General features: G+C 63.0%; 27 protein-coding genes. 16 read left to right on the forward strand and 11 right to left on the reverse strand.

What is annotated here, in order from left to right; translation table 11 throughout:
• Positions 1 to 10 precede the first annotated feature (10 nt).
• Positions 11 to 2,239 carry a bifunctional (p)ppGpp synthetase/guanosine-3',5'-bis(diphosphate) 3'-pyrophosphohydrolase gene (locus C5J24_RS22735; protein ID WP_046637507.1) on the forward strand — a complete coding sequence of 743 codons (2,229 nt, stop codon included), beginning with the start codon at positions 11 to 13 and terminating at the stop codon, positions 2,237 to 2,239.
• A 171-nt stretch (positions 2,240 to 2,410) separates the two neighbouring features.
• Positions 2,411 to 2,848: a VOC family protein gene (locus tag C5J24_RS22740; RefSeq protein ID WP_105421197.1), complete on the forward strand. Its 438-nt coding sequence runs from the start codon at positions 2,411 to 2,413 to the stop codon at positions 2,846 to 2,848.
• Between the two features lie 2 nt (positions 2,849 to 2,850).
• Here C5J24_RS22740 and C5J24_RS22745 read toward each other — a convergent pair whose 3' ends face one another.
• On the reverse strand, positions 2,851 to 4,329 hold the full coding sequence (locus C5J24_RS22745) for an FAD-dependent oxidoreductase (protein ID WP_205836969.1): 1,479 nt from the start codon (positions 4,327 to 4,329) through the stop codon (positions 2,851 to 2,853).
• A 185-nt stretch (positions 4,330 to 4,514) separates the two neighbouring features.
• A complete protein-coding gene (locus C5J24_RS22750; RefSeq protein WP_105421199.1) occupies positions 4,515 to 5,168 on the reverse strand; it encodes a glutathione S-transferase family protein in 654 nt (217 codons plus the stop codon).
• A 279-nt stretch (positions 5,169 to 5,447) separates the two neighbouring features.
• Here C5J24_RS22750 and C5J24_RS22755 point away from each other — a divergent pair, with 279 nt between their 5' ends.
• The 7 genes from C5J24_RS22755 to C5J24_RS22785 all read left to right on the forward strand — a co-directional run bounded on the left by C5J24_RS22755 (position 5,448) and on the right by C5J24_RS22785 (position 10,007).
• A complete protein-coding gene (locus tag C5J24_RS22755; protein WP_080951252.1) occupies positions 5,448 to 5,603 on the forward strand; it encodes a DUF3563 family protein in 156 nt (51 codons plus the stop codon).
• Between the two features lie 228 nt (positions 5,604 to 5,831).
• On the forward strand, positions 5,832 to 6,392 hold the full coding sequence (locus C5J24_RS22760) for a DUF2062 domain-containing protein (protein WP_105402858.1): 561 nt from the start codon (positions 5,832 to 5,834) through the stop codon (positions 6,390 to 6,392).
• A gap of 39 nt (positions 6,393 to 6,431) precedes the next feature.
• Positions 6,432 to 6,833: a holo-ACP synthase gene (gene acpS / locus C5J24_RS22765; protein WP_037080909.1), complete on the forward strand. Its 402-nt coding sequence runs from the start codon at positions 6,432 to 6,434 to the stop codon at positions 6,831 to 6,833.
• Between the two features lie 83 nt (positions 6,834 to 6,916).
• Positions 6,917 to 7,666, forward strand: coding sequence for a signal peptidase I (lepB, locus tag C5J24_RS22770; protein ID WP_046605691.1), 750 nt, complete (start codon positions 6,917 to 6,919; stop codon positions 7,664 to 7,666).
• The gene (rnc, locus tag C5J24_RS22775) at positions 7,663 to 8,382 is read left to right on the forward strand and encodes a ribonuclease III (RefSeq protein ID WP_105421441.1); all 720 of its coding nucleotides are present in this window, start codon (positions 7,663 to 7,665) and stop codon (positions 8,380 to 8,382) included. The genes lepB and rnc overlap by 4 nt, the downstream gene beginning before the upstream one ends.
• 10 nt (positions 8,383 to 8,392) lie before the next feature.
• Positions 8,393 to 9,346, forward strand: coding sequence for a GTPase Era (gene era, locus C5J24_RS22780; RefSeq protein WP_046637608.1), 954 nt, complete (start codon positions 8,393 to 8,395; stop codon positions 9,344 to 9,346).
• A gap of 163 nt (positions 9,347 to 9,509) precedes the next feature.
• A complete protein-coding gene (locus C5J24_RS22785; RefSeq protein WP_105421201.1) occupies positions 9,510 to 10,007 on the forward strand; it encodes a PAS domain-containing protein in 498 nt (165 codons plus the stop codon).
• A 9-nt stretch (positions 10,008 to 10,016) separates the two neighbouring features.
• On the opposite strand, the gene C5J24_RS22790 is transcribed toward C5J24_RS22785, so the two are convergent.
• A complete protein-coding gene (locus C5J24_RS22790; RefSeq protein WP_105421203.1) occupies positions 10,017 to 10,406 on the reverse strand; it encodes a hypothetical protein in 390 nt (129 codons plus the stop codon).
• 188 nt (positions 10,407 to 10,594) lie between these two features.
• Between C5J24_RS22790 and recO the strand changes: the two genes are divergently transcribed.
• Positions 10,595 to 11,347 carry a DNA repair protein RecO gene (gene recO / locus C5J24_RS22795; protein WP_105421205.1) on the forward strand — a complete coding sequence of 251 codons (753 nt, stop codon included), beginning with the start codon at positions 10,595 to 10,597 and terminating at the stop codon, positions 11,345 to 11,347.
• Positions 11,348 to 11,360: 13 nt separating this feature from the next.
• On the opposite strand, the gene C5J24_RS22800 is transcribed toward recO, so the two are convergent.
• The 3 genes from C5J24_RS22800 to C5J24_RS22810 all read right to left on the reverse strand — a co-directional run bounded on the left by C5J24_RS22800 (position 11,361) and on the right by C5J24_RS22810 (position 14,663).
• Complete coding sequence (locus tag C5J24_RS22800) at positions 11,361 to 12,620, reverse strand: MFS transporter (protein WP_105421206.1); 1,260 nt, start codon at positions 12,618 to 12,620, stop codon at positions 11,361 to 11,363.
• Between the two features lie 104 nt (positions 12,621 to 12,724).
• Positions 12,725 to 13,624, reverse strand: a complete 900-nt coding sequence (locus C5J24_RS22805; RefSeq protein ID WP_105421443.1) for a DMT family transporter — start codon at positions 13,622 to 13,624, stop codon at positions 12,725 to 12,727.
• A gap of 151 nt (positions 13,625 to 13,775) precedes the next feature.
• Positions 13,776 to 14,663 (reverse strand): LysR family transcriptional regulator, encoded by an 888-nt coding sequence (locus C5J24_RS22810; protein WP_105421445.1) that lies wholly within the window; start codon positions 14,661 to 14,663, stop codon positions 13,776 to 13,778.
• A 122-nt stretch (positions 14,664 to 14,785) separates the two neighbouring features.
• On the opposite strand from C5J24_RS22810, the gene C5J24_RS22815 reads away from it, so the two are divergent.
• On the forward strand, positions 14,786 to 15,142 hold the full coding sequence (locus C5J24_RS22815; RefSeq protein WP_105421208.1) for an antibiotic biosynthesis monooxygenase: 357 nt from the start codon (positions 14,786 to 14,788) through the stop codon (positions 15,140 to 15,142).
• A 130-nt stretch (positions 15,143 to 15,272) separates the two neighbouring features.
• Here the strand turns inward: C5J24_RS22815 and C5J24_RS22820 are convergent, their stop codons facing one another.
• Positions 15,273 to 15,662 (reverse strand): helix-turn-helix domain-containing protein, encoded by a 390-nt coding sequence (locus C5J24_RS22820; RefSeq protein WP_105402863.1) that lies wholly within the window; start codon positions 15,660 to 15,662, stop codon positions 15,273 to 15,275.
• Positions 15,663 to 15,757: 95 nt separating this feature from the next.
• Between C5J24_RS22820 and C5J24_RS22825 the strand changes: the two genes are divergently transcribed.
• Positions 15,758 to 16,504: an NADPH-dependent F420 reductase gene (locus C5J24_RS22825; protein ID WP_105421210.1), complete on the forward strand. Its 747-nt coding sequence runs from the start codon at positions 15,758 to 15,760 to the stop codon at positions 16,502 to 16,504.
• 209 nt (positions 16,505 to 16,713) lie between these two features.
• Here the strand turns inward: C5J24_RS22825 and C5J24_RS22830 are convergent, their stop codons facing one another.
• On the reverse strand, positions 16,714 to 17,331 hold the full coding sequence (locus tag C5J24_RS22830) for a TetR/AcrR family transcriptional regulator (RefSeq protein WP_245446763.1): 618 nt from the start codon (positions 17,329 to 17,331) through the stop codon (positions 16,714 to 16,716).
• A gap of 158 nt (positions 17,332 to 17,489) precedes the next feature.
• Here C5J24_RS22830 and C5J24_RS22835 point away from each other — a divergent pair, with 158 nt between their 5' ends.
• Positions 17,490 to 18,713 carry an MFS transporter gene (locus C5J24_RS22835; protein ID WP_105421214.1) on the forward strand — a complete coding sequence of 408 codons (1,224 nt, stop codon included), beginning with the start codon at positions 17,490 to 17,492 and terminating at the stop codon, positions 18,711 to 18,713.
• 217 nt (positions 18,714 to 18,930) lie between these two features.
• Here C5J24_RS22835 and C5J24_RS22840 read toward each other — a convergent pair whose 3' ends face one another.
• From C5J24_RS22840 to C5J24_RS22850, 3 genes are read right to left on the reverse strand one after another with little or no spacing between them, the layout of a single operon-like run.
• On the reverse strand, positions 18,931 to 19,782 hold the full coding sequence (locus C5J24_RS22840; protein ID WP_105421216.1) for an MOSC domain-containing protein: 852 nt from the start codon (positions 19,780 to 19,782) through the stop codon (positions 18,931 to 18,933).
• 10 nt (positions 19,783 to 19,792) lie between these two features.
• On the reverse strand, positions 19,793 to 20,443 hold the full coding sequence (locus tag C5J24_RS22845) for an HD domain-containing protein (RefSeq protein WP_105421218.1): 651 nt from the start codon (positions 20,441 to 20,443) through the stop codon (positions 19,793 to 19,795).
• On the reverse strand, positions 20,440 to 23,241 hold the full coding sequence (locus tag C5J24_RS22850) for a DUF2339 domain-containing protein (protein ID WP_105421220.1): 2,802 nt from the start codon (positions 23,239 to 23,241) through the stop codon (positions 20,440 to 20,442). Before C5J24_RS22850 ends, C5J24_RS22845 begins: the two co-directional genes overlap by 4 nt.
• A gap of 362 nt (positions 23,242 to 23,603) precedes the next feature.
• Here C5J24_RS22850 and C5J24_RS22855 point away from each other — a divergent pair, with 362 nt between their 5' ends.
• From C5J24_RS22855 to C5J24_RS22865, 3 genes are all read left to right on the forward strand, one after another.
• Entirely contained in the window at positions 23,604 to 24,644 is a 1,041-nt protein-coding gene (locus C5J24_RS22855; RefSeq protein ID WP_105402869.1) for an ABC transporter substrate-binding protein, read from the forward strand.
• A 217-nt stretch (positions 24,645 to 24,861) separates the two neighbouring features.
• Positions 24,862 to 25,650, forward strand: coding sequence for an ABC transporter ATP-binding protein (locus tag C5J24_RS22860; RefSeq protein WP_172724105.1), 789 nt, complete (start codon positions 24,862 to 24,864; stop codon positions 25,648 to 25,650).
• Positions 25,647 to 26,468, forward strand: a complete 822-nt coding sequence (locus C5J24_RS22865; protein ID WP_105421222.1) for an ABC transporter permease — start codon at positions 25,647 to 25,649, stop codon at positions 26,466 to 26,468. Before C5J24_RS22860 ends, C5J24_RS22865 begins: the two co-directional genes overlap by 4 nt.
• Positions 26,469 to 26,513 lie beyond the last annotated feature (45 nt).

A 26,513-nucleotide genomic window follows, 5' to 3' on the forward strand; every position in this document is an offset into this window, starting at 1 on the left:
ATTTTTCAGGATGATGCGGCAATACGAGCTGGTGGAACGGGTTCAGAAATACAAGCCCGAAGCCAACGAAGCTCTGCTCAACAAGGCCTATGTCTACGCCATGCAGAAGCATGGTCAGCAGAAGCGCGCGAGCGGCGACCCCTATATTTCCCATCCGCTCGAAGTGGCCGCCATCCTCACCGACATGCATCTCGACGAGTCGACGATCGCGGTCGCCCTGCTGCACGATACGATCGAGGATACCACCGCCACCCGCGCCGAAATCGACGAACTGTTCGGCGAGGATATCGGCCGCCTGGTCGAAGGCCTCACCAAGCTGAAGCGCCTCGACCTCGTCTCCAAGAAAGCCAAACAGGCGGAAAACCTGCGCAAGCTGCTGCTTGCCATTTCCGACGACGTCCGCGTCCTTCTCGTCAAGCTCGCCGACCGCTTGCACAACATGCGAACGCTCGAGCATATGAAGGCCGAGCAGAAGGCGCGCATTTCCGAAGAGACCATGGATATCTATGCGCCGCTTGCCGGCCGCATGGGCATGCAGGACATGCGCGACGAGCTGGAGGAACTCTCCTTCCGCTACATGAACCCGGAAGCCTACGACACCGTCACCCAGAGGCTTGTCGATCTCGAAGCCCGCAACGAAGGCCTGATCAAGAAGATCGAGGACGAGCTGCGTGAGCTGCTGATCGCCAACGGCCTCAAGGATGCCTTCGTCAAGGGCCGCCAGAAGAAGCCCTATTCGGTGTTCCGCAAGATGCAGTCGAAGTCGCTCTCCTTCGAGCAGCTCTCGGATGTCTACGGTTTCCGCATCGTCGTCGGCGACATTCCGTCCTGTTATCGCGCGCTCGGCATCGTCCATACGCGGTGGCGGGTCGTGCCGGGCCGCTTCAAGGATTATATCTCCAACCCGAAGCAGAACGACTACCGCTCGATCCACACGACGATCGTTGGCCCGTCCCGCCAGCGCATCGAGCTGCAGATCCGCACCCAGCTGATGCAGGAGATCGCCGAATACGGGATCGCCGCGCATGCGCTCTACAAGGACGGCCAAGGGGCGGTGAAGGGCGGCGAGCTGCTGCCGAAGGAATCCAACGCCTATTCCTGGCTGCGCCACACGATCGAGTCATTGGCCGAGGGCGACAATCCGGAAGAATTCCTGGAACACACCAAGCTCGAACTGTTCCAGGACCAGGTCTTCTGCTTCACGCCGAAGGGCAAGCTGATCGCGCTGCCGCGCGGCGCCACGCCGATCGACTTCGCCTACGCGGTCCACACCAATATCGGCAACACCACGGTCGGTGCCAAGATCAACGGCCGGATCATGCCGCTGGTGACGAGGCTCAACAACGGCGACGAGGTGGAGATCATCCGCTCCGGCGTGCAGGTGCCGCCTGCCGCCTGGGAAGAGATCGTCGTGACGGGCAAGGCGCGCTCGGCGATCCGCCGCGCCACCCGGATGGCGATCCGCAAGCAATATGCCGGCCTCGGCCACCGCATCCTGGAGCGCACCTTCGAGCGCGCCGGAAAGGTCTTTGCCCGCGATACGCTGAAACCCGCTCTGCCCCGGCTCGCCCACAAGGATGTCGAGGACGCGATCGCCGCCGTCGGGCGCGGCGAGCTCTCCTCGCTCGACGTGCTGCGCGCGGTGTTTCCGGATTACAAGGACGAACGTGTCACGGTGAAGCCGGCCACCGATGATGGCTGGTTCAACATGCGCAGCGCCTCGGGCATGATCTTCAAGCTGCCGAACCAGCGGCGCGTCTCGCCGGAGGAAATCGAGGCCGGGCCGGATCCGCTGCCGATCCGCGGTCTTTCGGGCAATCTGCAGGTGCGGTTCGCGCCGAGCGGCGCAGTACCCGGCGACCGCATCGTCGGCATCATGGAAAAGGACAAGGGTATCACCATCTACCCGATCCAGGCCTCCGCCCTGCAGCGGTTCGACGACCAGCCGGAACGCTGGATCGACGTGCGCTGGGATCTGGACGAAGCCAACAAGTCCCGTTTCCTCGCCCGCATCGAGGTCAACACGCTGAACGAGCCGGGCACGCTCGCGACCGTCACCCAGACGATCGCCCATCTCGACATCAACATCCGCACGCTGACCATGGGCAGCAACCGTGCCGCTGATTTCTCCGAGATCACCATGGAAGTCGAGGTCTGGGACCTGCGCCAGCTGAACCAGCTGTTGAGCCAGATGAAGGACCTCGACTGCGTGGCGAACGTCAAGCGGGTGTATGACTGAGAGGCCGTTTGAAGACGGAGCAGAAATTTAAAGGTGCCCGCGCTTCAAGCCTCTGATGTGGAAAACAGCGAACTGGGCGTCGATGGCTGTCGGTGTTGATGTGTCTGGAACGTCCTTTGTTGGGCGGGGCGAGACCCTGTCGGTTGAAACGACACATGGGAGAGTAGAAACATGGCCCTCAAGCGGATGGACAACATCGGAATCGTCGTCGAAGACCTCTCAGAGACGATCGATTTCTTTCGCGAACTCGGCCTTGAGCTCGAGGGGCGGGCGACGATCGAGGGAGAATGGGCCGGGCGCGTCACCGGACTGGGCAATCAGCATGTCGAGATTGCCATGATGCGCACGCCGGACGGCCACAGCCGGCTCGAGCTCTCCCGCTTCCTCACGCCGCCCGTCGTCGAAGATCACCGGAACGCCCCGGTCAATGCGCTCGGCTACCTCCGCGTCATGTTTACCGTGGACGATATCGACCAGACGCTCGAAAGGCTCCGCGCGCGCGGTGCTCAGCTCGTAGGCGAAGTCGTCGACTATCAAGACGTGTATCGGCTCTGCTACATCCGTGGCCCCGGAGGGCTTCTCATCGGTCTCGCCCAGGAACTCACCTGAGATCAGCCCTGCACCGTTTCCGCCTGGCTCACCACCGTAGCCGCCTCGCTCGCATCCCGCACGAAGGCGCCTTGAGCGCGCAAGGCCGACTGCAGCTCGGCAATATCCACGTCCCGCGGCGCGATGCCGCGATTGGCCGCAATGCCCGCCGCAGCGCCCGCCGCCTGTCCGGTCAGCCAGCACTGCGGAATTTCGCGCATGAAGCCGTGGCTGTTCGCATCGCAGGAGATGTGCCGCCCGGCGGCCAGCAGTCCGTCCAGCCTTGCCGGCACGAGTGCGCCGTAGGGTACTGAGATCACCGGAAACTTCGGCGAGACCGAGGGACTGACGCCGATTTCGTCCGGCAGAACGGCACCGACCGGCCACTGGCTGCGCTCGACCCGGCCGACACCGGCGAGCCGCCGTGTATGCCGGACGCCGAGCTGCGGCGCGCTGAGCAGCATATAAGCGTCCTTGAACCCCGGCGCATTTTTCCTGAAGAATTCGCAGTGTAACTGCATGAACCGGTGCGAGCGGATTTCGACTTCGGTCATGTCGTCGACGTTGAGGGCCGAAAGCCCCGATTGCCGCGGCCCGAGGAACAGCGCGATGTCGTTGCGCCAGGAAACGTACGGCGTCTGGAAGAAGCCGAGTTCTCCGCGGCCGAGCGTGTTGAAGTCGGCAAACGCCTGTTCCTGCTCCGATCGGAAGGCGAGCCAGGTGGCCATGTCCACGCCGCCAAGCATGAAGCCGGTATTCATCGAGTGATGCACGTCGCCCTCCTCGATATCGGCCTCGAAACTCGCTCCTGCGCGCGCAAAAACGTCGCCGTCTCCGGTGCAGTCCACCACGACCTTGGCCATGATCCCCTGGCGGCCTTCCTTGCTTTCGAAGATGACGCCCTTTACCGCGCCGTCCTCGACCACGGGTGTTGCCGCCCAGGAATGGAAGACGATTCGCACGCCCGCCTCGATCAGCATTTCCTGCGAGGTCAGCTTCAGTCTTTCAGGGTCGATCGTGGGCGCCCAGGTGACGATGCCGTGGAAAGCGGATGTGCGCAGCCGCCAGTATTTGGCGAGATCCGCGTCCCGCTGCCCCCACAGGCTCCTGTCCGGGCCGGCGACGGCTTCAGGGGGGAGGCGGCCGAGAACCTCCTCGGCAAAACCGCGAATGACCTGCCGCCCGTCCCAGTCGGTCATCCGGTCGATCCAGATCACCACGCCTCCGGTGGAAAGCCCGCCGAGATGATTGTAGCGCTCCAGCACCACGACCTCCGCACCGGTTCGCGCAGCGGCGAGCGCTGCGGCGGTTCCGGATGGTCCCCCACCCACGACCAACACGTCGCAGCGATGATAGACCGGAATGTCGCGCGCCTCTTCCCTGAGGACGCCCTCGCCGTTGCGACGGGGGAAGACATACTGCCCTGATTCAAAAATGTCGGAGCTCAGGAAGCGGTTCTCGTTCTGGCGTATCTCCTTCACCGATACGTTGCGATCATTCATGGCATCCTCCTCATTTCCGCCGGCCGTCACGCCCGACGAGCCCGAGGGGGGATTTAGCCAAGGAAAAGGCTAGTCGGAAAGACACCAATCCGCCGATAGAGCTTTCTCGATTCAGGGCAGGATCGGCCCCGCAGGCCGAGCAAAAAAGACTCGGATGATGGCTTCGAACCCGGAGCCGGCCGTGGTCAGCCGGCCGATGCGGCTGTGAAAACAGCCAATTGGGCGGCGAAAGCACGCTTGTATGCGGGCCGCGCTTCGCCGCGGGCGACATAGGCGGAGAGGTTCGGATAGTCGTCCAGCATATCCGATGATGCTTTCAGCCTGAGCAGTACCGACACCATCAGAAGGTCGCCGGCACTGAATTCGCCATCGAGCCAGTCAGCCTCGCCAAAGTGGCGGGAAAGATCGGCCAGCCGTTTCCGGATGGTCTCGTCGAGGGAGCGCAGACGCTTTTCATACCAGGGCTCGTCGCGCTCGAGGATCCTGGCAAGGCTGCGGTCGAAGATCGGCGGCTCCACGGTGTTGAGCGCGGCAAACATCCATGCGATCGCCCGCGACCGGGCATTCGCATCGTCCGGCAGCAGGCCCCCGTGACGTTCCGCGATATGGAGCACGATCGCTCCCGACTCGAAGAGTGCGAGATCGCCCTCTTCATAGGTCGGGATCTGCCCGAAGGGCTGAAGTGCCAGATGCGCGGGTTCCTTGATCGCCTTGAACGAAACGAGGCGAACGTCATAAGGCTGTCCCGCTTCCTCGAGCGCCCAGCGTACGCGCATGTCACGCGCCAGCCCTCTGCCGCGGTCGGGCGATCGTTCGAAGGCGGTAATAGTAATAGTCATCGTCGTCCTCCATGGCTTGTCCGTCTTGAAGACGGTCGGCTAAACGAGATTCCGACACCCGTGCTCGAAATAATGCCTGCGATCATACCAAACATGCTCAAAAGCGCACGTTCCCTATGCATGATGGAACTGGAGAACTCGGCGCTCGCCTATTTCCTGCGCATCCCCATTAACCCGCCATGCTTACCACGCAGGGCTGCCCGGCAGTTGCGGCGTTGGTAAAACATGATGCTGCGTCTTATATTGCTGCAGTGCAATATTAGAAAGAAAGAAGACATCATGTTTGACTCAGTACGCAAGTTCGCCCGCGCTTTCCGCGTTCCTACTACCCAGGACCGTGAAGTCGCTTACCTGAACGAAGCAAACGACCGGATCGACCTCGAATACCGCATGCGCCAGATCGACCGCGGCATGTTCCGCAAGTCGTCCTTCTAAGCGATACGCTCCGATCAGCTACCCGTTCGCGCGGAAAATGACGCCGCGCGGCTGCTGCAGGTCTTACCGCGTCGACGCGACCGGTGACCGGATCACCTCTGCGAAAGCCACTCTCATGCAGAGCGGGCCAATTTTTGCCATCATCTTCGGCTTGGGCTAAAGCCTGTTCGCCCGAAGATTCCCGCAGCTGACGGATGAATATCCCGCTGCCGAACCAGATGCGCCCCGATGCCGTTTCGCCGCCGTACACCGCTTGGAATTCGTGAAAGACTGCGCCGTGCCGTCCTGCCTCCCAAGGGCTTTCGCCGCGTCCTCGCATATTATCGCCTGAAGGTGATGCGCATCGGCGGTTCGCCGCATGCGGTTGCGGCGGGGCTTGCGATCGGCGTCGTCAGCGCCTGGACGCCGTTTCTCGGCCTCCACATCCTGTTTGCGATCCCGCTCGCCTATCTCTTCGGCGGTAGCATGATCGCCGCGGCACTCGGCACCACTTTCGCCAATCCCATCACCTGTCCGATCATCTGGCCGCTCACCTGGAAGCTCGGCGAGACGATGCTTGGCCACGACGCCGCCGGCCATGACAGTCTCGATCTCGGCAGGTTGTTTCACCACCTCGACGTCTCGCAGCTCTGGCGGCCGATCCTGGAGCCGATGCTGATCGGTTCCCTGCCACCGGGCATCCTGTGCGGCCTGGTTTTCTATGCCGTCACCTATCTGGGCGTGCGCAGTTTCCGCAACCGGCGGCTGGAACGCTTGACGGCGCGGGCCGGAGCCCTCAAGTCAGTATAGGACTGACGAGAACCGGCCGGGCGCCGCGAGGAAGATTTCATGATCATCGGCATGGGCAGTGACCTCATCGACATAAGACGCGTGGAGAAATCCATCGAACGGTTCGGCGAGCGTTTTACCCATCGCTGTTTCACCGAGATCGAGCGAGCGAAATCCGACCGCCGCCAGAACCGGGCGGCCTCCTATGCCAAGCGTTTCGCCGCCAAGGAGGCGTGCTCCAAGGCACTCGGCACCGGCATCGCCCACGGCGTGTTCTGGAAGGATATGGGGGTTGTCAATCTGCCTGGCGGGCGGCCCACCATGGTGCTCACCAATGGCGCCGCCGAACGTCTCGCGAGCATGATGCCGGCAGGCCACGAAGCGGTTATTCACATCACCATCACCGACGAATACCCCTATGCGCAGGCTTTTGTGGTGATCGAAGCGCGCCTCGCGGCCTAATCGACCATTGCCGCCGCTTTGCGAAGGGTTTAGAGAACGCAAAACCGCTGGCAACAGCCGAGCCGAACAGAAAGACGTCAAACGTGTCCGACAAAGCCGAGACCAAGTCGCAGAACAGCCTCTGGGAAAACATCAAGGTCATCATCCAGGCTCTCCTGCTGGCAATGGTGATCCGCACCGTGCTGTTCCAGCCTTTTACCATCCCGTCCGGCTCGATGATGCCGTCGCTGCTCGTCGGCGACTATATCTTCGTCAACAAGTTCGCCTACGGTTATTCGAAATATTCGCTGCCGTTCTCGCCCAATCTGTTCTCCGGCCGTATCCTGGAATTCAGTGAACCCAAGCGCGGCGACGTCATCGTCTTCCGCCTGCCGAGCCATCCGGACATCGATTATATCAAGCGCCTGATCGGCCTGCCGGGTGACCGCGTCCAGGTTACCAACGGCGTGCTGCTCCTCAACGGCAAGCCGGTCCCCAAACAGGGCGACGGCACCTTCACCTCCGATTACAGCCTCGATCCGGGCACCGACGTGCCGGTCTTCCGCGAAACGCTCGATAACGGCGTGACCTATGACACGCTCGACCATTCGCCGGTTTCGCGCGGCGACAATACCCAGGAATTCGTCGTCCCGGCCGGCCACTATTTCTTCATGGGCGACAACCGCGACAACTCGCTCGACAGCCGTTTCGACGTCGGTTACGTGCCCGCCGAGAATCTTGTCGGCCGCGCCAGCGTCATCTTCTTCTCGCTCGGCAACGACACCTCGTTCCGTGAAATCTGGAAGTGGCCGACGAACATGCGCTGGGATCGGATTTTCAAGGTCGTCCGGTGATGAAGTCCAAGACGCTTTCGGCGGAGGAACGCGGCCAGCTTGAAAAAGCCATAGGTCATGAATTCGCCGACAAGCAATGGCTCGACCGGGCGCTCACCCACGCGAGCACCGGGTCGGCCAAGAGTGCCAATTACGAACGGCTGGAATTCCTGGGCGACCGCGTGCTCGGCCTCTGTGTCGCCGAACTGCTGTTCAAGACGTTCCGCACCGCCGCCGAAGGTGAGCTTTCGGTGCGTCTGAACCAGCTGGTCAGCGCCGATAGCTGCGCTGTTGTCGCCGACGAACTCGAACTGCATAAGTTCATCCGTACCGGCGCCGACGTCAAGAAGCTGACCGGCAAGCGGATGATGAACGTGCGCGCCGACGTGGTCGAAAGCCTGATCGCCGCCCTCTATCTGGATGGCGGGCTGGAAGCCGCCCGCGGCTTCATCATCAGGTACTGGGAAGGCCGCGCCACCCGCGCAGACGGCGCGCGGCGCGATGCCAAGACCGAGCTGCAGGAGTGGGCGCACGCGAAATTCGGCCTGACGCCCGCCTACCGGGTGGACGAACGGTCCGGCCCGGATCATGATCCCCGTTTCACGGTGACCGTCGAGGTAACCGGCGTGGCGCCGGAGACCGGCGTGGACCGTTCCAAGCGCGCCGCCGAACAGGTGGCCGCCAGCAAAATGCTCGAACGCGAAGGCGTGTGGCAGAAACCCTCTGCCGAACAATGAATTGGACACCATGACCGAGAACGACAACAATACCGGTGAAGAGAACGCAGCCGGCCAGACATCCGCCGGTGCTACCCATTCCGGCTTCGTGGCGCTGATCGGCCCGACCAATGCCGGCAAATCGACGCTGCTCAACCGGCTCGTCGGCGCCAAGGTCTCGATCGTCAGCCACAAGGTGCAGACGACGCGCGCCATTGTGCGCGGCATAGCCATCCACAACAACGCCCAGATCGTCTTCATGGATACGCCCGGCATCTTCAAGCCGCGCCGCCGGCTCGACCGTGCCATGGTGACGTCGGCCTGGGGCGGCGCCAAGGATGCCGACCTGATCCTGCTCCTGATCGACAGCGAGCGCGGCATCCGCGGCGATGCCGAGGCGATCCTCGAAGGCCTGAAGGACGTCCACCAGCCAAAAATCCTGGTCCTGAACAAGATCGACCGCGTCCGCCACGAAGACCTGCTGAAGCTCGCCGCCGCGGCCAACGAAGCCGTGCCGTTCGAGCGCACCTTCATGGTCTCGGCCACCACCGGTTCCGGCTGCGGCGACCTGATGGATTATCTCGCCGAAACCCTGCCGGAAGGCCCCTGGTATTATCCGGAGGACCAGATCTCCGACCTGCCGATGCGCCAGCTGGCGGCCGAAATCACCCGCGAAAAACTCTTCCTGCGCCTCCACCAGGAACTCCCCTACGCCAGCCATGTCGAGACGGAGAAGTGGGAGGAACGCAAGGACGGTTCGGTGCGCATCGAACAGGTGATCTACGTGGAGCGTGACAGCCAGAAGAAGATCGCGCTCGGCAAGAACGGCGACGCCATCAAGGCGATCTCGACCGCATCCCGCAAGGAGCTGGCGGAGATCCTCGAACAGCCGGTCCACCTCTTCCTGTTCGTCAAGGTCCGCGAGAACTGGGGCGACGACCCGGAACGTTTCCGCGAAATGGGACTGGAATTTCCGAAGTCCTGAGCAACGCCATATCCGCCTACGCCGCCGCATGGCGGCGTCAAGTCCTCCGAGCATCACCTGCGGACGAGGTAGATAGCTAGCGGTTTTTATCCATCATTATAATGACTTGTTAACGTAGAGCCGACGATCCAATTTATCGACAAAGTGGCGCGGAGAGTCATGAATGTCGGACGTCGGATCGGAAGAGGAAGACACAGGCTCGGATAATCCGAATTCTCTCGGCTTCTACAGTTGGGTCGTCCCGGAAAACAAGGTGTATGGCGACCAGGTGATCGCCGACATATTCGGTGTTTCCGAAGAGGAACTGGCCGCCGGCGCCCCCATCGAAAGGGTCATCCGCTACATCAACGAGGGCGACAGGCAGCGGGTCGCAAAGGCGATCCACGACGCGATCGTCGGCGGTGGCGCATACCAGGAAAATTACCGCCTTACCCATCCGGACGGGCGGCGGATCGACGTCACCGCCAATGGCCGTTGTCTGCGCGATGCCGAGGGCGTTCCGTATATCTATTCCGGCACCGTTGCCATCCAGTCCGCGGCAGTTGCCGCGACCGATCCTCTGGAACACCATTGCCGCGCCGCCCTCTGGCTCGCCACCAAACGCCGCCAGATGCTCGCTGCACGCTATCTCACCTCGGCGCTCAACGTGCTCGGCAAATAGGCTTGCGCGTCACTTCTGCCGGTCCATCAGCGCCCTGACCTCCTGGTAGCGGCGTCGGTTGTCCTGGTCCTGCTCGTTGGGTCCGTAGCAGGTCTCGGAAATGCAGAAGCGCTGCAGGCGGAAGGGCGGCTGCCCCTTGTCGAACTCGCACTCGATCTGGTTGGTGAAATCGGTCGGCTTGGCGTCCTCGCGGGTGGAATAGGTCAGCCGCGCGCCAGGCGGATCCAGTTCCGGGAAGGACTGGACGATGCCCGTCTTGATCGACGGCACCAGCAGGAAATTTTTGGCGACCGTGATGCAGGCCTGCTCGAGCTGCTGCGATTGCGCGGCGGCCGGCGAGGGGAGAAGGGTGGCAGGCGAGGCGGCCAGAAGGGCGGCGGCGAGGAGGGCGTGTTTCATGAGGACTCCCGAGGGTCGTATTTGACGTGGCGAATTTCGGACAAGAATCCAAATGGAGGCCGATTTGTTCCAGGCAAGTCCATGGGCACATGCATCTTTGCCGCAACCGCGCGACAGCAGAAACCGATTCAGTCCGAAGGACTTATGCTCTATTGTTGAATCGGCTCGAAAGGAGCTTGAACCGATACATGCAGTGGCAGGACGAAGCGATCATCATAGGCGTCAAGCGCCACGGCGAGACGAGCGTCATCGCCGAGCTGATGACCCGTGACCGCGGAAGGCACCTGGGCCTCGTCCGCTCCGGCCGTTCGCGGGCGATGCAGCCGGTGCTGCAGGCCGGAAACCGGGTGGACGTGGTCTGGCGCGCGCGGCTCGACGAACATCTCGGCGAGTTCAAGCTGGAACCGATCCGCCTGCGCGCCGCCAAGCTGATGGAGACGGCGACCGCCGTCTACGGCGTCCAGGCCATGGGCGCGCTGCTGCGCCTGCTGCCCGAGCGCGACCCCCATCCGCATCTCTTCGATGCGCTGGACATCATCCTCGATGCCTTCGACGACCCCGCCGATGCCGGCGAGCTTTTTGTGCGCTTCGAGCTTGCTGTGTTGAACGACCTCGGTTTCGGCCTCGACCTCACCGAATGTGCGGCGACCGGCGGACGGGAAAACCTCGTCTACGTCTCGCCGAAAAGCGGCCGCGCCGTTTCCCGCGAGGCCGGCACGCCCTATGCCGACCGCATGCTGGCCCTGCCGGGCTTCCTCGGAGAAGGCGCCGCTTCGGCCGCCGATCGCGACAGCATGGCGGAAGCCTTCCGGCTTACCGGCTATTTCCTGCACCGCCACGTTTACGAACCTCGGGGCCTGATGGAAAACGCCGCCCGCGACGGTTTCGTCCAGGCGGCGCTGAAGGCGCTTTCGAAGGATGCGGAACGTCAGGCCAGCTAAGGCTTGTCCGCCATTACTCCGCCGGCTGCGGCTGCAATACCCCGCGGTCCACCGCCTTTTCCTGTATCGGCCAATGCACGGCGGCGGCAAAAAGGCCGAGTGCCACGCCGAGCCACCAGACCGGATCGTAGGAGCCGAAACGGTCGTAGAGATAACCGCCCATCCACACGCCGAGGAACGAACCCACCTGGTGCGACAGGAAGACGAGGCCGCCCAAGAGCCCCAGATGGCGCGTACCGAACATGATGGCGACGAGCCCGTTGGTCGGCGGCACGGTAGAGAGCCACAGGAGCCCCATGACGATCGCGAACACGATCACCGAGGTCGGCGTTTGCGGCAGGAGGAGGAAGGCCGTTACCGCGATCGACCGGGCGATATAGATGTAGGCGAGGAAATAGGGTTTGGAATACCGCTGGCCGATAAAGCCCGCGCCGAGCGAGCCGATGATGTTGAAGAAGCCGATCAGCGCCATGGCGATCACCGCGTAAGCGGGCGCGATGCCGATATCCCCGAGATAGGCGGGGAAATGTGCGGTGATGAAGGCGACCTGGAAACCGCAGACGAAGAACCCGGCGGTCAGGAGCAGGTAGCTCTGATGAGCAAAGGCTTCCTTCAGGGCCGCACCGACCGATTGCTGGAACTGGCTGTGCGACTGGCTTCCCGAGTTTGCATTGCCGCGCAACGGAAAGGCGAGCAGCGGCACGATCAGCATCAGCACCGACAGATAGACCAGACTGTCGGACCAGCCGAAATTGCTGATCAGCGCCTGGCTCAGCGGCGCAAACAGGAACATCCCGGCCGAGCCTGCGGCGGTGCCGATGCCGAACGCCATCGAGCGCTGCTCCGGCGTCACGTTGCGGGCAAAGGCCGAGAGGATGACGCTGAAGGAGCCCGCGGCGATCGCCAGGCCGATCAGCACGCCCCCGCCGATATGCAGCCAGACCGGCGCGTTGGCATTGGCCATGATGATGAGGCCGGCGGCATAGAGCACGCCGGACATGGTGAGGACGCGGCCTGTGCCGTATTTGTCGGCAAGCGCCCCGAAGAAAGGCTGGCCGAGTCCCCAGGCAAGGTTCTGGATCGCCATGGCAAGCCCGAAGGTGGACCGGTCCCAGCCGGTGTCGGAGAGCATCGGAAGCTGGAAGAAGCCCATGGCGGAACGCGGGCCGAAGGTCAGCATGGCAATCAGGGCGCCGGCGACGATGATCAGCCAGGGCATGGAAGCCTGCTTCGGCCTCGAGGGGAGCACGGATGGCGACGCGGACGTGGGCATGGGAATCTCCTCGAACACAAGGAGCAAAACATACCGCGTGCGCCGCTGTTCTTAAAACAACTTTTGCTCAATCAATCCATCACCAGGATTGATGGTGCGCTGCCTTACGGCGTGCCCGGCGGGTCGATCGCCGGCGGCGCGGCGCGGCCGAGCCGGGCCTCCCGCCAGATGGTGAAGATGCCGGCGCCGATGACGATCGCGACGCCGAGGATCATGTTGGCGGTCATCACTTCGCCGAACACGAAGACGCCGATCAGGCAGACCAGCACCGACTGGATATAGGACATCGGCTGCACGACCACCGCATCGAGCAGGTTGAAGGCGCGGATCAGAAGGTAATGCCCGCTTATGCCGGTGATGCAGAGCACCAGCATCCACAGCCAGTCGGCGGGCGTGACCTGCGTCCAGTAGAACGGGCCGACGACGGTGATCGTCACCGCGCCGACGACGCCGGTATAGAAAAACGCCGTGTCGGAGGTGTCGGTGCGGCTGGCAAGCCGGGTCATGACGGAATAGAGCCCGAACATCAGCGTCGCGATCATCGGGATGACGATCCGGGCGTCGAAGGTGGCGTTGAGCGGGTTGACGATCAGAAGGATGCCGACAAAGCCGACGCCGATCGCCGTCCACCGCCGCCAGCCGACCTTTTCGCCGAGGAACGGCACCGAAAGACAGGCGACCACCAATGGCGTCGCCGCAAACATCGTATGGCTGGCCGCGAGCCCGACATGCGAGAAGGAGAAGATCGAAATGACGATCTGCACCGCCAAAAGCGCGCCGCGGGCAACCTGCAGCCAGGGCCGGCGGGCGTTCGCCGCAACCTTCACCCCGCCGGCCGAGCGGCTCGCCAGCGCAAACGCAAAGCCCGCGAACGCCCAGTAGCGGATCATGGTGATGAAGATCGGCGGGTAGGCGCTGCCCAGATGTTTGGAAATCCCGTCCTGCATCGAAAAGATCGTCACCGCCGCAATGGCGCAGATGAGGCCGGTGGACCGAGGGGTCATGAAGGCAGTCTCTTTCGGGGAAACCGCCCGGAAACCCGGCCGGCGCATGAGCAGCATATGGTGATGACCCCGTTGTGACCGTTCGGCAAGGGGCCGGACAACCTGCTTTTGCGAATAGCTGCCATGCGTGGGGCGGGGGAGTGGGGTGGAATCACGCCTTGAACAGTTCGCCAGCCATGTAATCGACGAAAGCCCGGACCTTGAGGGAGAGATATCGATTGGTCGGCCAAAGGACACGGAATGTCCCGGTCTCGGCCATGTACTCTTCCAGCAGCGAAACGAGTTTTCCCTCGGCCAGTTCCGATGCCACGGCGAATGGAGGAAGGCAGGTAATGCCGAAGGATCGTTCCGCCAGGTAGATCAAGGGTTCCAGCGTGCTTGCAACGGTGGTCACGGGAATTTCGAGCTTCACCTCGCGTCCGTCGCGAACCAGCGGCCAAGGCTCGAGAGTTCCGGAATTGGCGAACCGGTGGTGAAGGCACTGATGCCGGAGCAGGTCTTCCGGAACCTTCGGCCAACCGTTTGCGGCGAGATATCCGGGTGCGGCGACGATCTTGTGCCGGAAGGTCCCGAGCTTTCGGCTCATCAACCGGGTGTCTCTGACCTCGCCCGTTCTGATCACCGCATCGAAGCCTTCCTCGATGACGTCGACCAGCCGATCAGTGAAGTCGAGATCGAGATTGATCTCCGGGTATGCCTTCATGAAGGCCGAGATCGTCGGCATCAAAAGCATGCCTGCGAGCGGAAGGCTGACGCGAAGTTGTCCGCGCGGGCTCGTCTGCGACCTCGACAACTGCGCCCGGGCCGCCTCGACCTCGGATTGAATCCGCCGACAGGTATCGAGGAAGAAACTGCCTTCTTCGGTCAAAGCCATGCTGCGGGTCGACCGATGGAACAGCCGCACACCCATCTCGTCTTCGAGCCGTGAAATGGCCTTTCCCACGGCCGAGCCGGACAATCCAAGACGGTGGGCTGCCGCGACGAAGCTTCCGCATTCCGCGACCTGGATGAAAACTCCGAGCGTTCCAAGCTTATCCATGACAATCCAATTGCGGAATAAAAATCCGATGTGATGAGAATACGGGCTCATTTATCCGATATCTGTCGCCGGATATCCAGATGCCGCCGCGGCAGCTAGCCGCGTTTCAAACGGAGACACTCATGGATACGAATTCTTCCGCCACCTTCTCGCCGATGCCCGTCCCTACGACATTCATCGTCAACGTCATTCACGCCCATCCCGGCAAGCAGGAGGAGGCGTTCGCCATCATCCAGGATGTCGTCCACTATGTGGCCGAACGGAAAGAGGGGTTCCTGTGGAGCACCTTGGCGAAGAGCACGGACGGACAGACCGTCGTCAATATCGAAGCCATCCAGGCCGCCGGAAATGTCGACGAGTTCTTCTCCGACCCGGTATTCGCCGAGAAGTTTCGAAAGCTGGACGGCGTCTCGAAGAGCGAGTTCCACACCTATACCGTGGGTGACCTTGTGCTGCCCAAGCGCGTAGCGGCGCTCTAAGGGGGAAGGCGAGGGAGCTGTACGCGATGCGTAGAACTCCTTCCCTTGTAGGAATGAGGCTCAAGGGTGCGTTTCCGACGGGGGGCTCCGGGGATCGTCAAATCCGCGCGGCGGACATCCAAGAACTCGCTTATAAGGGCTGTTTTGCTGAACTTGATAGGTCCAGCGTTTCCCGACGCAGATAGGTCCAGTCGATCAATTCTGCCATCGCTGGCCCAAGCGCCTTACCCAAGTCGGTCAGCGCATATTCCACCCTCGGAGGTACCTGCGGATAGACTGTTCGGGTAATTATCCCGTCCTTCTCCAGCTCCTTCAGTTGCTGGATGAGCATCTTCTGATTGACGCCTTCCACACGCCTCTCAAGCTCCGAGAAGCGCAGGGGCTCCTTCGCACCGAACAACTGGCAGATAATCACGATCTTCCATTTGCCCTCCAACACTCGGAGGGCGTCCGTGGTCGCTTCTGCCCAAACAAGATGCTGTTGCGGGTCGCCGCAATTCCATTCGCGTTCCTGTGCCATACTTACCTTTTGGTGGGTAACCCACTTTTCAGTCCGTTCTTGCTGATATCGCAGTATGTATTATCTTTGGGAGCTGAATAACAGGAGTAATCACTATGAAAATCGGCATTATCGGTGTTGGCAACATCGGTGGCACGCTTGCTCGGAAGCTCACATCTGCTGGGCATGAGGTCAGGGTCGCCAACTCCAAGGGCGTTGACGATGTGAAGCCATTCGCGGACGAGGCGGGAGCCACGGCGGTGGACGTGCGCGGGGCCGTCTCCGGCGCGGATTTGGTCATCATGTCCATCCCTCTCCCTGCCCTGGGGAAGTTGCCAAAAGACCTTTTCAAGTACGTGCCTGGGAGTGTCCCTGTCGTTGACACTAGCAACTACTATCCGAGGATGCGTGACCCTCAGATTGCTGACCTTGATGCAGGCGAGGTGGAGAGCGTGTGGGTGTCAAAGCAACTCGGCCGTCCGATAATCAAGGCCTTCAACAATATCCTTGCCGAGTCCCTGTCGGAACTCGGTCGGCCAGAAGGCGCTGCCGGTCGATTGGCTGTGGCAGTTGCGGGAGACGACGCCGCGGCCAAGCAGGTTGTCATGGGTATCGTCAATGAGATCGGTTTTGACCCGGTTGACGCCGGATCGCTGGCGGAATCATGGCGGCAGCAGCCTTCAACGCCCGCCTATTGCTGTGACTACCCCGCCGCCACCATGCGCAAGGCTCTCGGCGCTGCGGTGAAGGGCGAAGCACCTAAGAAGCGCGACCAGTTGCCCGAGAAAATGGGGGCACTTGGCCCTAACCCGACCCATTCTGACGTGGTGGCGATGAACCGCTCGCTCAACCCGCTGACCTGACGAGCGAGCCGTGACGACATTTGTCACAGGCGCAGCGGTGTGTTGATTTACGCAGGTGGCGCCTACCTTCTGTGGCCTCGGGAGCCGGACAGGCCGGGAGAGCCGCGCCTCACGATCTCACTCCAACCCAATCAGACTGGGTTCGTCCGCAACGAGCTGAAAGCGGAAGCAAGATGTCTTCCCGGCTCGGCCAACGTAGCGCCTCAATCTCACCTCTCCACCAACAACCCCGAAACCAGCGTCAGAAACGCCTCCACCGCCTTTTTCGACACCGCTTTCGGGTCCTCGGCACTGGCGATCCAGAGTGCGGCACTCAAGGTCGCGCCGTTGACGAGGCGGGCGGTGGCTTCGGCGTCGACGGGGCGGATCGTGCCGTCGTCGATCAGTTTCTGGATGCTTGCGGTGGTGGTGCGGATGCAGGCGCTCTGGCTCGGCCACTGCGACGGATCGCCGAGCACCGCCGGGCCGTCGAGCAGCATGATCCGCTGGATTTCGGGCTCCAGCGACATCTCGATATAGGCGACGCATTCGTCGACGAAGCCGCGCCAGGTATTGTCGGCCCGGCTCGAGATCTCGCAGAGCCGGTCGGATATCTCCGCGTCGATCTGGGTGACCACCGCCATCAGCAGGCCCTTCTTGTCGCCGAAATGGTGGTAGAGCGCCCCGCGCGTCAGCCCGGCGCCGGCGGTGAAATCGTCCATCGAGGCTTCCGCATAACCTTGGCGCGCAAACGCATTCCGTGCGGCGGCGATCAGCTTGGCCTTCGTTTCGGCGATCATTTCCTTGCGCGGCCTGGCGGCGCTCTTCGGGCCCGTGCCGGGAGCCATCTCGGGTGCGATCTTGTCTGCCATCTTTTCTGCCATGCGGACTCCGAATTATTCGCATACGTCCCGTATGTGAATTGACATACGAAACGTATGCTACTATTTACCTCACATACGCGGCGTATGTAAGTCCTCATTCAAAATAACCCAAGGAGCAGGTTATGCCCAATCCCTATCGCGAAATATTCGCAAGGCCGGGTACCAAAGGTTTTTCCGCCGCTGCTTTCGTGGCGCGGCTGCCGCTGCCGATGACGACGATCGGCCTCGTTGCCATGCTGTCCCAGACGCATGGCGAATATTGGCTGGCTGGCGCCGTCTCGGCCACCTTCGCACTCGCCAACGCCTTCATCTCCCCGCAGGTGTCGCGCTGGGTGGACGCCAGGGGCCAGTCGGCGGTGCTGGTGCCGACCACGATCATCACTCTCCTGGCGCTTGTCGGCCTTGCCGCCGCCGCCTGGATGCGCTGGCCGAACTGGACGCTGTTCGCCTTCGCCTTCGTCGCCGGGCTGATGCCGAGCATGATGGCGCTGGTGCGCGCCCGCTGGTCGGAAATCTACCGCGACCGGCCGGAACTGCACACCGCCTTCGCCTTCGAATCGGTGATGGACGAGCTCGTCTATATCTGCGGACCGGTCTTCGGCATCGGCCTCAGCGTCGCGCTCTTCCCGGAAGCCGGCGTGCTCGCTTCCGCCGCTTTCCTCGCCGTCGGCACGGCATTGTTCGTGGTCCAGAAGTCGACCGAGCCGAAAGTCGATCCGCAGCGGATGAAAGGCGGCGGTTCGGTCATGCGGCTGCTGCCCATGTGGTTCCTGGTCGTGGTCTTTGCCGGCATGGGCACCATTTTCGGCACGGCGGAAGTCTCGGTAGTCGCCTTCTCGGAAGCGCTCGGCAACAAGGGTGCCGCCAGCTACATCCTGTCGGCCTACGCCGCCGGCTCCTTCGTGGTCGGCCTCGTCTTCGGCGCCATCAAGTTCAAGTCGTCGCTGGCCCGCCGGCTGCTCTTCGCAAGCCTGGTCGCTGCCGTCACCACGCTGCCCATGCCTTTCGTCGGCAGCCTGTGGGCGCTGACGGCCGTCATCTTCCTTGCCGGTGCCGCGATTTCGCCGACCTTCATCAGCGCCATGACCCTGATCGAGCGCATCGTTCCCTCGTCGCAGGTCACGGAAGGCATCACCTATGCGATGACCGGCGTCAGCATCGGCTTTGCCGCCGGCTCCTCGCTCGCAGGCTGGACGATCGATGCCTACGGCGCCTCCAACGGCTTCTGGGTCGCCGTCGCCGGCGGCGCGGTGGCGCTCACCACCATGCTCGCCGGTTACGGATTGTTGAGCCGGCCGGATCGGCAAACGGTGCCAGGGGCAGGGGCGCTCAATCCTGCTGAGTGATCTCTTTGGGTGACTTTCTGCGGGGAGGCAGCCCCTCACCCCGCCTCCGCTACGCTCGGCGACCCTCTCCCCGCAAAGCGGGGCGAGGGGGACCGGATAGGGCGCGGCAATAGCCTTCTCCCCGCCTGCGGGGAGAAGGTGCCGGCAGGCGGATGAGGGGCTACCCTCGGCAATCATCTCCAGAGCCTTCACCGCGAACCAATTTCCGTCAGTCGTCTCAGGCCCGCCGCTTGATCGCCCAGGCCTCCGCCCGCTCGGCAGCCACAGTCGCGATATCGCCAACCTTGATATGGCCGGTGCCGCGCGGCACGGCGTTCCAGCCGAACAGCGGGCCGGGCACGCGCCGGTCGGCGGACATGCGGATGCGGCCCATGGCGGGGATCGGGTCCGGCACGTCGCGCGAACCGGTCTGCTGGTCCTGAGTGGTCATGATGCAGCGGGCGCAGGGCTTGACGAAATCGAAGCGGATGCCGGCGATTTCGATGCCGGTCCAGCCGTCCTCCGCCCAAGGTTCGTCGTGGTCGAGCACGATGTTCGGCCGGAACCGTTCCATGCCGACCGCGCCTTCGCCTCTCGCCGCCATGTCCGCATTGAGCGCGGCAAGCGACCCGGTCGTGGTCACCAGCACCTGGTAGCCGTCGGCAAACGTCACCGGCGAATTGTCGCCCGCCCATTCGGGGCTTGCAACGCGCTTTGCCGCATCATCGAAGAACACCAGCCGGATATCGCGCCCGAGCCAGTCCGACAGCACCGCATTGGCCGCATCGTCGGCGAGCGCCGCGTTGACGCTGGATTTCCACACCACGGTTTCCATGCGCCGCTCAGTCGGCGGCCGGGCGACGCTGATCTCGCCCTGACCTTCCATCGCGAAGCGCACGGCATCGGTTCCGGGGTAGACCTGAAGCCTGGCAAGCGACTGCAGTTCCCGCTGGGTGATGAACATGCCGGTCGGATCCACGACCATCATCTCCCGGTCGCCGGGAATGCCCGCGGCCGTGATCTCCGCGCGGTCAAGCGCAATGCCGCGGCCGCTTTTCAGGGGATAGAAGTTGAGTTCGCTGATCCGCATGGTTTCTCCTTCAGATCTCGTCGATGAAGAGGTCGAGCACCTGGCGCAGGCGCTCATGCCGTTCAGTGGCAAGCGCGCGGCCCGTCGCCGTCTGGAAACCGTCGGCGAGCTTGAACAGTTTCACCTCGAAGTGGTCGATCGCAAACGCCTTGTCGTCGAGCGGGCGATGTCTGGCGAGCGGATCGGCCGGGTCGTAGAGGCCGGACCCCATCCGCCCGGCGATATAGAAACAGCGCGCCGCTCCCACCATGCCGATCGCATCCAGCCGGTCCGCATCCTGCAATATCCTGGCCTCCAGCGTCTCGGGTACGATGTTGGCCGAAAAGCTGTGCGCCGTCACCGCGTGCGCGACGGCCGTGATATCCGTCTTGTCCCAGCCGAGATCGGCAAGGACGGTCGCGGCCTTTTCCGCCGCCAGCCGCGAGGCCTGCGCCCGCAGCGGCGAGTTCTTCTCCACCGAAACGCAATCGTGCAGCAGCACGGCAGCGGCGAGCACCCGCCCGTCGCCGCCTTCCTTGGCATGAATGCGCATCGCGTTACGGAAGACGCGCAGGATATGGGCGATGTCGTGCGAGCCGTCGTCGCCTTCGGTCGCATGCGGGATCAGGGTCTCGGCAAGCGCCTCGAAGGGTGAAAAGGCGGCGATAAGCGAAACGGTCACGAAGCGGGTTCCTGGGAATCGATAGCTGCGGGTTCACCGCTCTTGTTCACCAGAATGCGCTGGTAGAAAAGCCCGATCCCGATCAGCACCGCACCGAGCCCGATGAAGGACAGCGCCCGGAGGATCCCTTCGAGGTTCGACATGTCAACCAGGAACACCTTTACCACCGCGACCAGCACGAGAGCGGCGGAGGCAAGCCGCAGGCTCTTGGCGTCGAGCTTGGAGCCGATCGCCAGCAGCGCCACGCCGATCAGCAGCCAGACCACGGAATAGGTGTAGGTCTCGGCGGCGATGAACCCCTTCCAGTCGGCGATGTTCTCGCCCTGCCAGAAGCGCCGCACGGAAAGCGTCGCCCAGAGGAAACCGAGCACCGCGCCGGCGAGCGCCAGCATGATCACATAGGGCATCGGCCGCCGCCCGCGTGCGTAATAGGCAACGAGCGCATAGGCGAGGCCGGGCAGAAGATAACCGAGCAGCAGCAGGTTTAGGAAAGGCCAGGCGCCGGTGTTTTCGCCGCTGAAATAGGGGTTGAGCGCAAACACGTGAAGCGACAGAACGTTGATGGTCGCAAGCACGCCGGCGATCATCGAACCCCAGCGGAACACCGGGCTTGGCGACTTGAGGTCGAGTGTCATCAATATGCCCGAGAAGCCGACCGTCAGCAGCGTGTAGATCGACTGTTCGCCAAGCGTCGGCACCCGGTCGTCGAGCACGCCGCCGTTCATCGCGTGGCGCACCAGAACGGCAACCGTCATGAGAGCGGCGAGCGAGGCCAGCGCCTGCATGAGGTTGCGGATGCGGAAATCGGAAGAGCCCTTCAAGAGGTAGGCCGTCACGATCGCCAGCAGCGTCGGAATGCCGTAGCCCGGCAGAAGTGCGTTGAAGAACGGCGTGGTGCCGAGACTGTTCTGGCCGATCAGCGTCGGCTCCCAGGCGATCCGGCCGAACACGATCAGGATCGCAGCCGCCATCATCCAGGGAAGCGCCGGCCATGGCCGCGCCCGCATGCCCAGTACATAGGCAAAGCCCAGCACGGACAGCAGAATGGTGGTGACGATGCCGTTGGTCAGCGCGTGCAGCGCGAACGTGAACCCGGCAAACGAGCCGGCGATGAAGAAATTGGCCGCCCAGTCGACGCGTCCATCGCTCGTCTCGTCACGCTCGCGGAACAGCCATTCGGCGCCGGCCAGCAGCACCAGGCCGAGGCCGACCCCGTAAAGCCCATGCGTCCAGTCGCGTCCGAGATTGCCGAAATTGAGGAAGCTGATGGTCGCCAGCGCCACCGGCACGCCGGACATCAGCACGCTCCAGACCATCGAGAATTCCGGCTCCGTCCTGCGGAAGCGCTTCAGGAACGCAAAGCCGAGCAGCGTGAACACTGCCCCGAGCAGCAGACTGATGGCGATTTCCGTCGCATAGGTCACGACCGGCAGCGGTTCGTTGCCGACCGGTTGCGGCACATAGGTATCGAGCAGCATCAGCGCCACGACGGCAAGGACCAGCACCGACCCGCAGGCGGCGATCATCGCCGGCCAAACCGTATAAGCGCGGCTGGCGCCGAGGGCGGCGAGGGCCGCGATCACGGCAGCGGAGGCGAAGTACGGATCGATGCCGGTGACCGTGTCCGCCACCAGCATGGCGAGCGCCGGCAGCACCGACATGATCGCCACCGACAGCGTGATGGCCAGCGGCTGGCGCCCGAGCAGCCCGCTCCAGCCGCTTTTTGCCACACGGTCGGTACCATAGGCGGCACCGGGCCAGAAGAAGCCGGTGCCGGCGATCATCACGATCAGCGTCAGCGTCGACGGCATCGGGTCGAATTCGGCGGCGCCGAACGTGTAGGCGATCGCCCAGAGCCCGATGCCGATATTGGCGAGCATAGGCACGATCGTCCAGCGGCGGAAGCGCGAGGCGGCATTGACGGCCACCCAGGTGAGGCAGAGGAAGGCGAACAGCGCATTGGGGTTCGGTTGTTCGCTGGCGACCAGGGCCGGCGTCAGCAGCGAAGCGAGCAGGCCGAGCCCGGCCAACGCCTGCCCGTGCAGCAGCGACAGTGCGATGGTTGCAAAGGATACGAGCGCGAGCAGGATGAAGGCCGGCGTCGCGCCGATAAATCCGTAGACGCCGTAGGCCGCATAGATCGCGCCCAGCAGCGTCACTGCACCCGCCGCGGTCAGCGCGCCGGGGATCATCGCATTGCTGAACCGGTCGGATACCTGCGGCATCGCCCGGCGCCGCACGATCTCGCCGCCGGCCATCAGGACGAGGCCGAACAGGCAGGCGAGCACGAGGCGTGCGCCCGGTCCGAGCAGCCCGGCCTCGATCGAGGCGCGCACCAGGAAGATGCCGCCGAAGGCAAGCGCCACGCCGCCGACCCAGACCGGCCAGCGTGCACCGAGATAGCTTTCGAGATTTTCGCGGTTTTTGGGTTTGGCGGGCGTCGGTGCCCTCGCTACCGCCGGGCCCGGAGCCTCTTCTATGGCCGGAGCCTCCTCGGCCGTCGTGCTCGCCGCGATCGTCTCCTCCGGCAGGGCCGCGGGCGCAGCCGGAACAGCCTCGGGCATCGGCTCTGCCTGAGCAGGCTGTTCCTCGACAGTCGTCTCGGTGGTGACAGCCGCTGCTGCAGCCGGAACGGCCGCCGGCCCTGCCATGGGCGTGGCAGCGGAAACCGGTTGCCGAGCCAGGAGATCGGCCTTGACCGCCTCGAGCTCCTTTTCAAGCAACGTCACCCGGGCCGATGTCTTGCGGTGGAGACCCGTCATCAGGATCACCAGCAGCAGAAGGAGGATTTCGATCATCGGCACGCTCGCGAGTGAAGAGTTCGGTCTTGCGTTTATACAATTGCCGGACGAGGGAAGGGAAGAGCCGTTCCACAGCCAATTTCCAAACGGAAGCCTCGGAAACTATTGTCGTTTCGGAGTTCCGTCTGCCGCCTCCGGTGGCCGGCACCTCCTTTGCGACGTGGTCCGGACCGTTCCAGGTGTCGCGGCGGCTCCTGCCGGAAAGATAGGCAGTGGTATGTGCGCCAAAGCAGCATGTGCCTGCGTAGAGGGCGATGCAAAAATATGATTGTTTTATGTGCAGTTTCGACTTGCGCGGCCCTCGAATAAGCGCTTGGATGCAGCCCATCCGCACAAAAAACTCCAGGGGACGACCTTTCATGATCTCGCGCAGACTGCTCTCAAAACTTTCGGCCGTCGCGGCACTGGCGCTTGCTGCCGGCTTTTCCATGCCGGCCGGCCAGGCTGTGGCGCAAACCGCGGTCAAGTTCACGCTCGACTGGAAATTCGAAGGCCCGGCCGCCGGCTTCCTGCTCGCCCAGGACAAGGGTTACTTCAAGGCCGAGGGCCTCGACGTCACCATCGACACCGGCAACGGCTCGGTCGAAGCGATCCCGCGTGTTGCGACCGGTGCCTACCAGATGGGTTTCGGCGACATCAACTCGCTGATCAAGTTCCTGGACGAGGATTCCTCCCAGAAGATCAAGGCCGCGATGATGGTCTACGAGCGCCCGACCTTTGCGGTCGTCGGCCGCAAGTCGCTCGGCATCACCACCGATCCGAAGTCGCTGGAAGGCAAGAAGCTCGGCGCGCCTCCTCCGGATGGTGCCTTCGCGCAGTGGAAGGCCTTCAAGCAGGTCGCCAAGATCGACGATTCGAAGATCACGCTGGAATCGATCGGCTTCCCGGTCCGCGAGCCGATGCTCGCCCAGGGTAAGGTCGATGCGGTCTTCGGTTTCGCCTTCTCGGTCATCCTCAACCTGAAGGCCCAGGGCATCAAGGATGACGACATCGCCACGATCCTGATGGCCGAGCACGGCCTCAACCTCTATGGCAACGCGGTGCTGATCAATACCGATTTCGCGGCCAAGAACCCGGCCGCCGTCAAGGGCTTCCTGAAGGCACTCGCCAAGGGTTTTGCCGATGCCGTCGCCAAGCCGGAAGAGGGCGTTGCCGCCGTCCTCAAGCGCAACGAGACGCTCAACAAGGATATCGAGCTCGAGCGCCTCAAGATGGCGAATGCGATGAACATCAAGACGCCCTACGTGGTCGCCAACGGCTTCGGCGGCATCGACCCGACCCGCCTTGCCGCCTCGATCGACACGCTGAAGGTCTCCATGGGCCTCAAGGGCAACGTCAAGGCTGAGCAGGTTTTCGACGCCAGCTTTCTGCCGGCGAAGGCGGAGCGTATGCTGCCGTAGCATCCCCTCACTTGCGATTTCTAACACTTAGCCGTTGGCTAAGATGTTGAAATCGCTTTCTCTCCCGCAAGGGGGAGAGATAAGTGTGCCGCAGCGCCGCAGCTCTACCTCCCCCTTGGCGGGGGAGGAAGAAAAATCAGCATCTTAGCCAAAGGCTAAGTGCTAGATTTTTCAGGTGAGGGGGTATTTGCCCCAATTGTCCGAAGAAAGAAGATCGATGTCTCACCTCGTTACCATCGACAATGTCGACATGCGCTATGGCGGCGCGGCCGGCACGCTTGCCGTCTCCGGCCTCACTATGAAGGTCGGCAAGGGCGAGTTCGCGGCCGTCGTCGGCCCGTCCGGCTGCGGCAAGTCGACATTGATGAAACTGGTCACCGGCCTGCACATCCCGCAGAGCGGCGTGGTGATCGTGGCGGACAAACAGGTGACCAAGCCGGTCTCGATCGTCGGCATGGCCTTCCAGAACCCGACCATGCTGCCCTGGCGCACCACGCTCGACAACATCCTGCTGCCGCTCGAAATCGTCGAGCGACATCGCCACCGCCTGCGCGCCAACAAGAAAGAGTATGTCGAGAAGGCCGAGCACCTGCTCGAAACCGTCGGCCTCAAGGGGTTCGGCTCGAAATTCCCGTGGCAGCTTTCAGGCGGCATGCAGCAGCGCGCCAATCTCTGCCGCGCACTCATCCACGAACCCGAACTGCTGATGCTCGACGAGCCGTTCGGCGCGCTTGACGCCTTCACCCGCGAGGAACTGTGGTGCGTCATCCGCGACCTGCACGCCGCCCAAGGCGTCACCATCGTCCTCGTCACCCACGACCTGCGCGAGGCGACCTTCCTCGCCGATCGCATCTTCGTGATGAGCGCCCGTCCCGGCAAGGTGCTGAAGGAACATACCGTGCCCTTCGCCCGGCCCCGCGATCTGGAAGTCATGTACGAAAAGGCCTTCAACGACATGGTGCATGAACTGCATGGCGAAATCGCCAGCGCGAGGGTGGTCGCATGAGTATCGTGACCGGAAATACCGCCGCTCCCGCCTCGCCGGCGAAGCCGCTTGCCCAACGCATCAACTGGGTGAAGCTCGCCCCCTGGCTCTACACGATCGGGCTCTTCGTCCTTTGGGAACTGCTGGTCATCGTGCTGCAGACGCCGCCGACCATCCTTCCGGCGCCCTCCCGCGTCTTTCAGGCGATCGTCCAATACTGGTCGCCGATCTGGAAGAATTCGCTACAGACGCTTTATACGACCACCGTCGGCTTCGCGATCGCCGTCGTCGCGGGCCTTGCGATCGGCCTTTTCATCGGTTGGTCGAAGGCTATCTACGCCGGGCTCTACCCGTTGATGATCGGCTTCAACGCCATCCCCAAGGTGGCCCTCGTGCCGATCCTGGTCATCTGGTTCGGCATCGGCGCCGTACCGGCCATACTAACCGCCTTCCTGATCTCCTTCTTCCCGATCGTCGTCAACGTCGCGACCGGCCTTGCCACGATCGAGCCGGAGACCGAGGACGTGCTGCGCGCGCTCGGCGCAAAGAAGCTCGACATCATGCTGAAGGTCGGCATCCCGCGCTCGATGCCCTATTTCTTCGGCTCGCTGAAGGTGGCGATCACGCTCGCTTTCGTCGGCTCCGTCGTCTCGGAAACCGTCGCCTCGAACTATGGCCTAGGCAACATGATGAGTTCGGCCCAGAGCCAGTTCAACGTGCCGCTGGTCTTCGCCGGCCTCTTGATGCTCGCCGTCGAAGGCATCGCCATGTATGCGCTGATGGCCTGGATCGAGAGGCGCATGACCGGCTGGGCCCACCGCTCGACCATGTCGCAGTAAGGAGCCCCTAGCCGGTGGCCTTCGGCGCTTGTTCTGCACCCGCAG

The organism is Neorhizobium sp. T25_27 (assembly GCF_002968565.1).
Taxonomy (GTDB): Bacteria; Pseudomonadota; Alphaproteobacteria; order Rhizobiales; family Rhizobiaceae; genus Neorhizobium; species Neorhizobium tomejilense.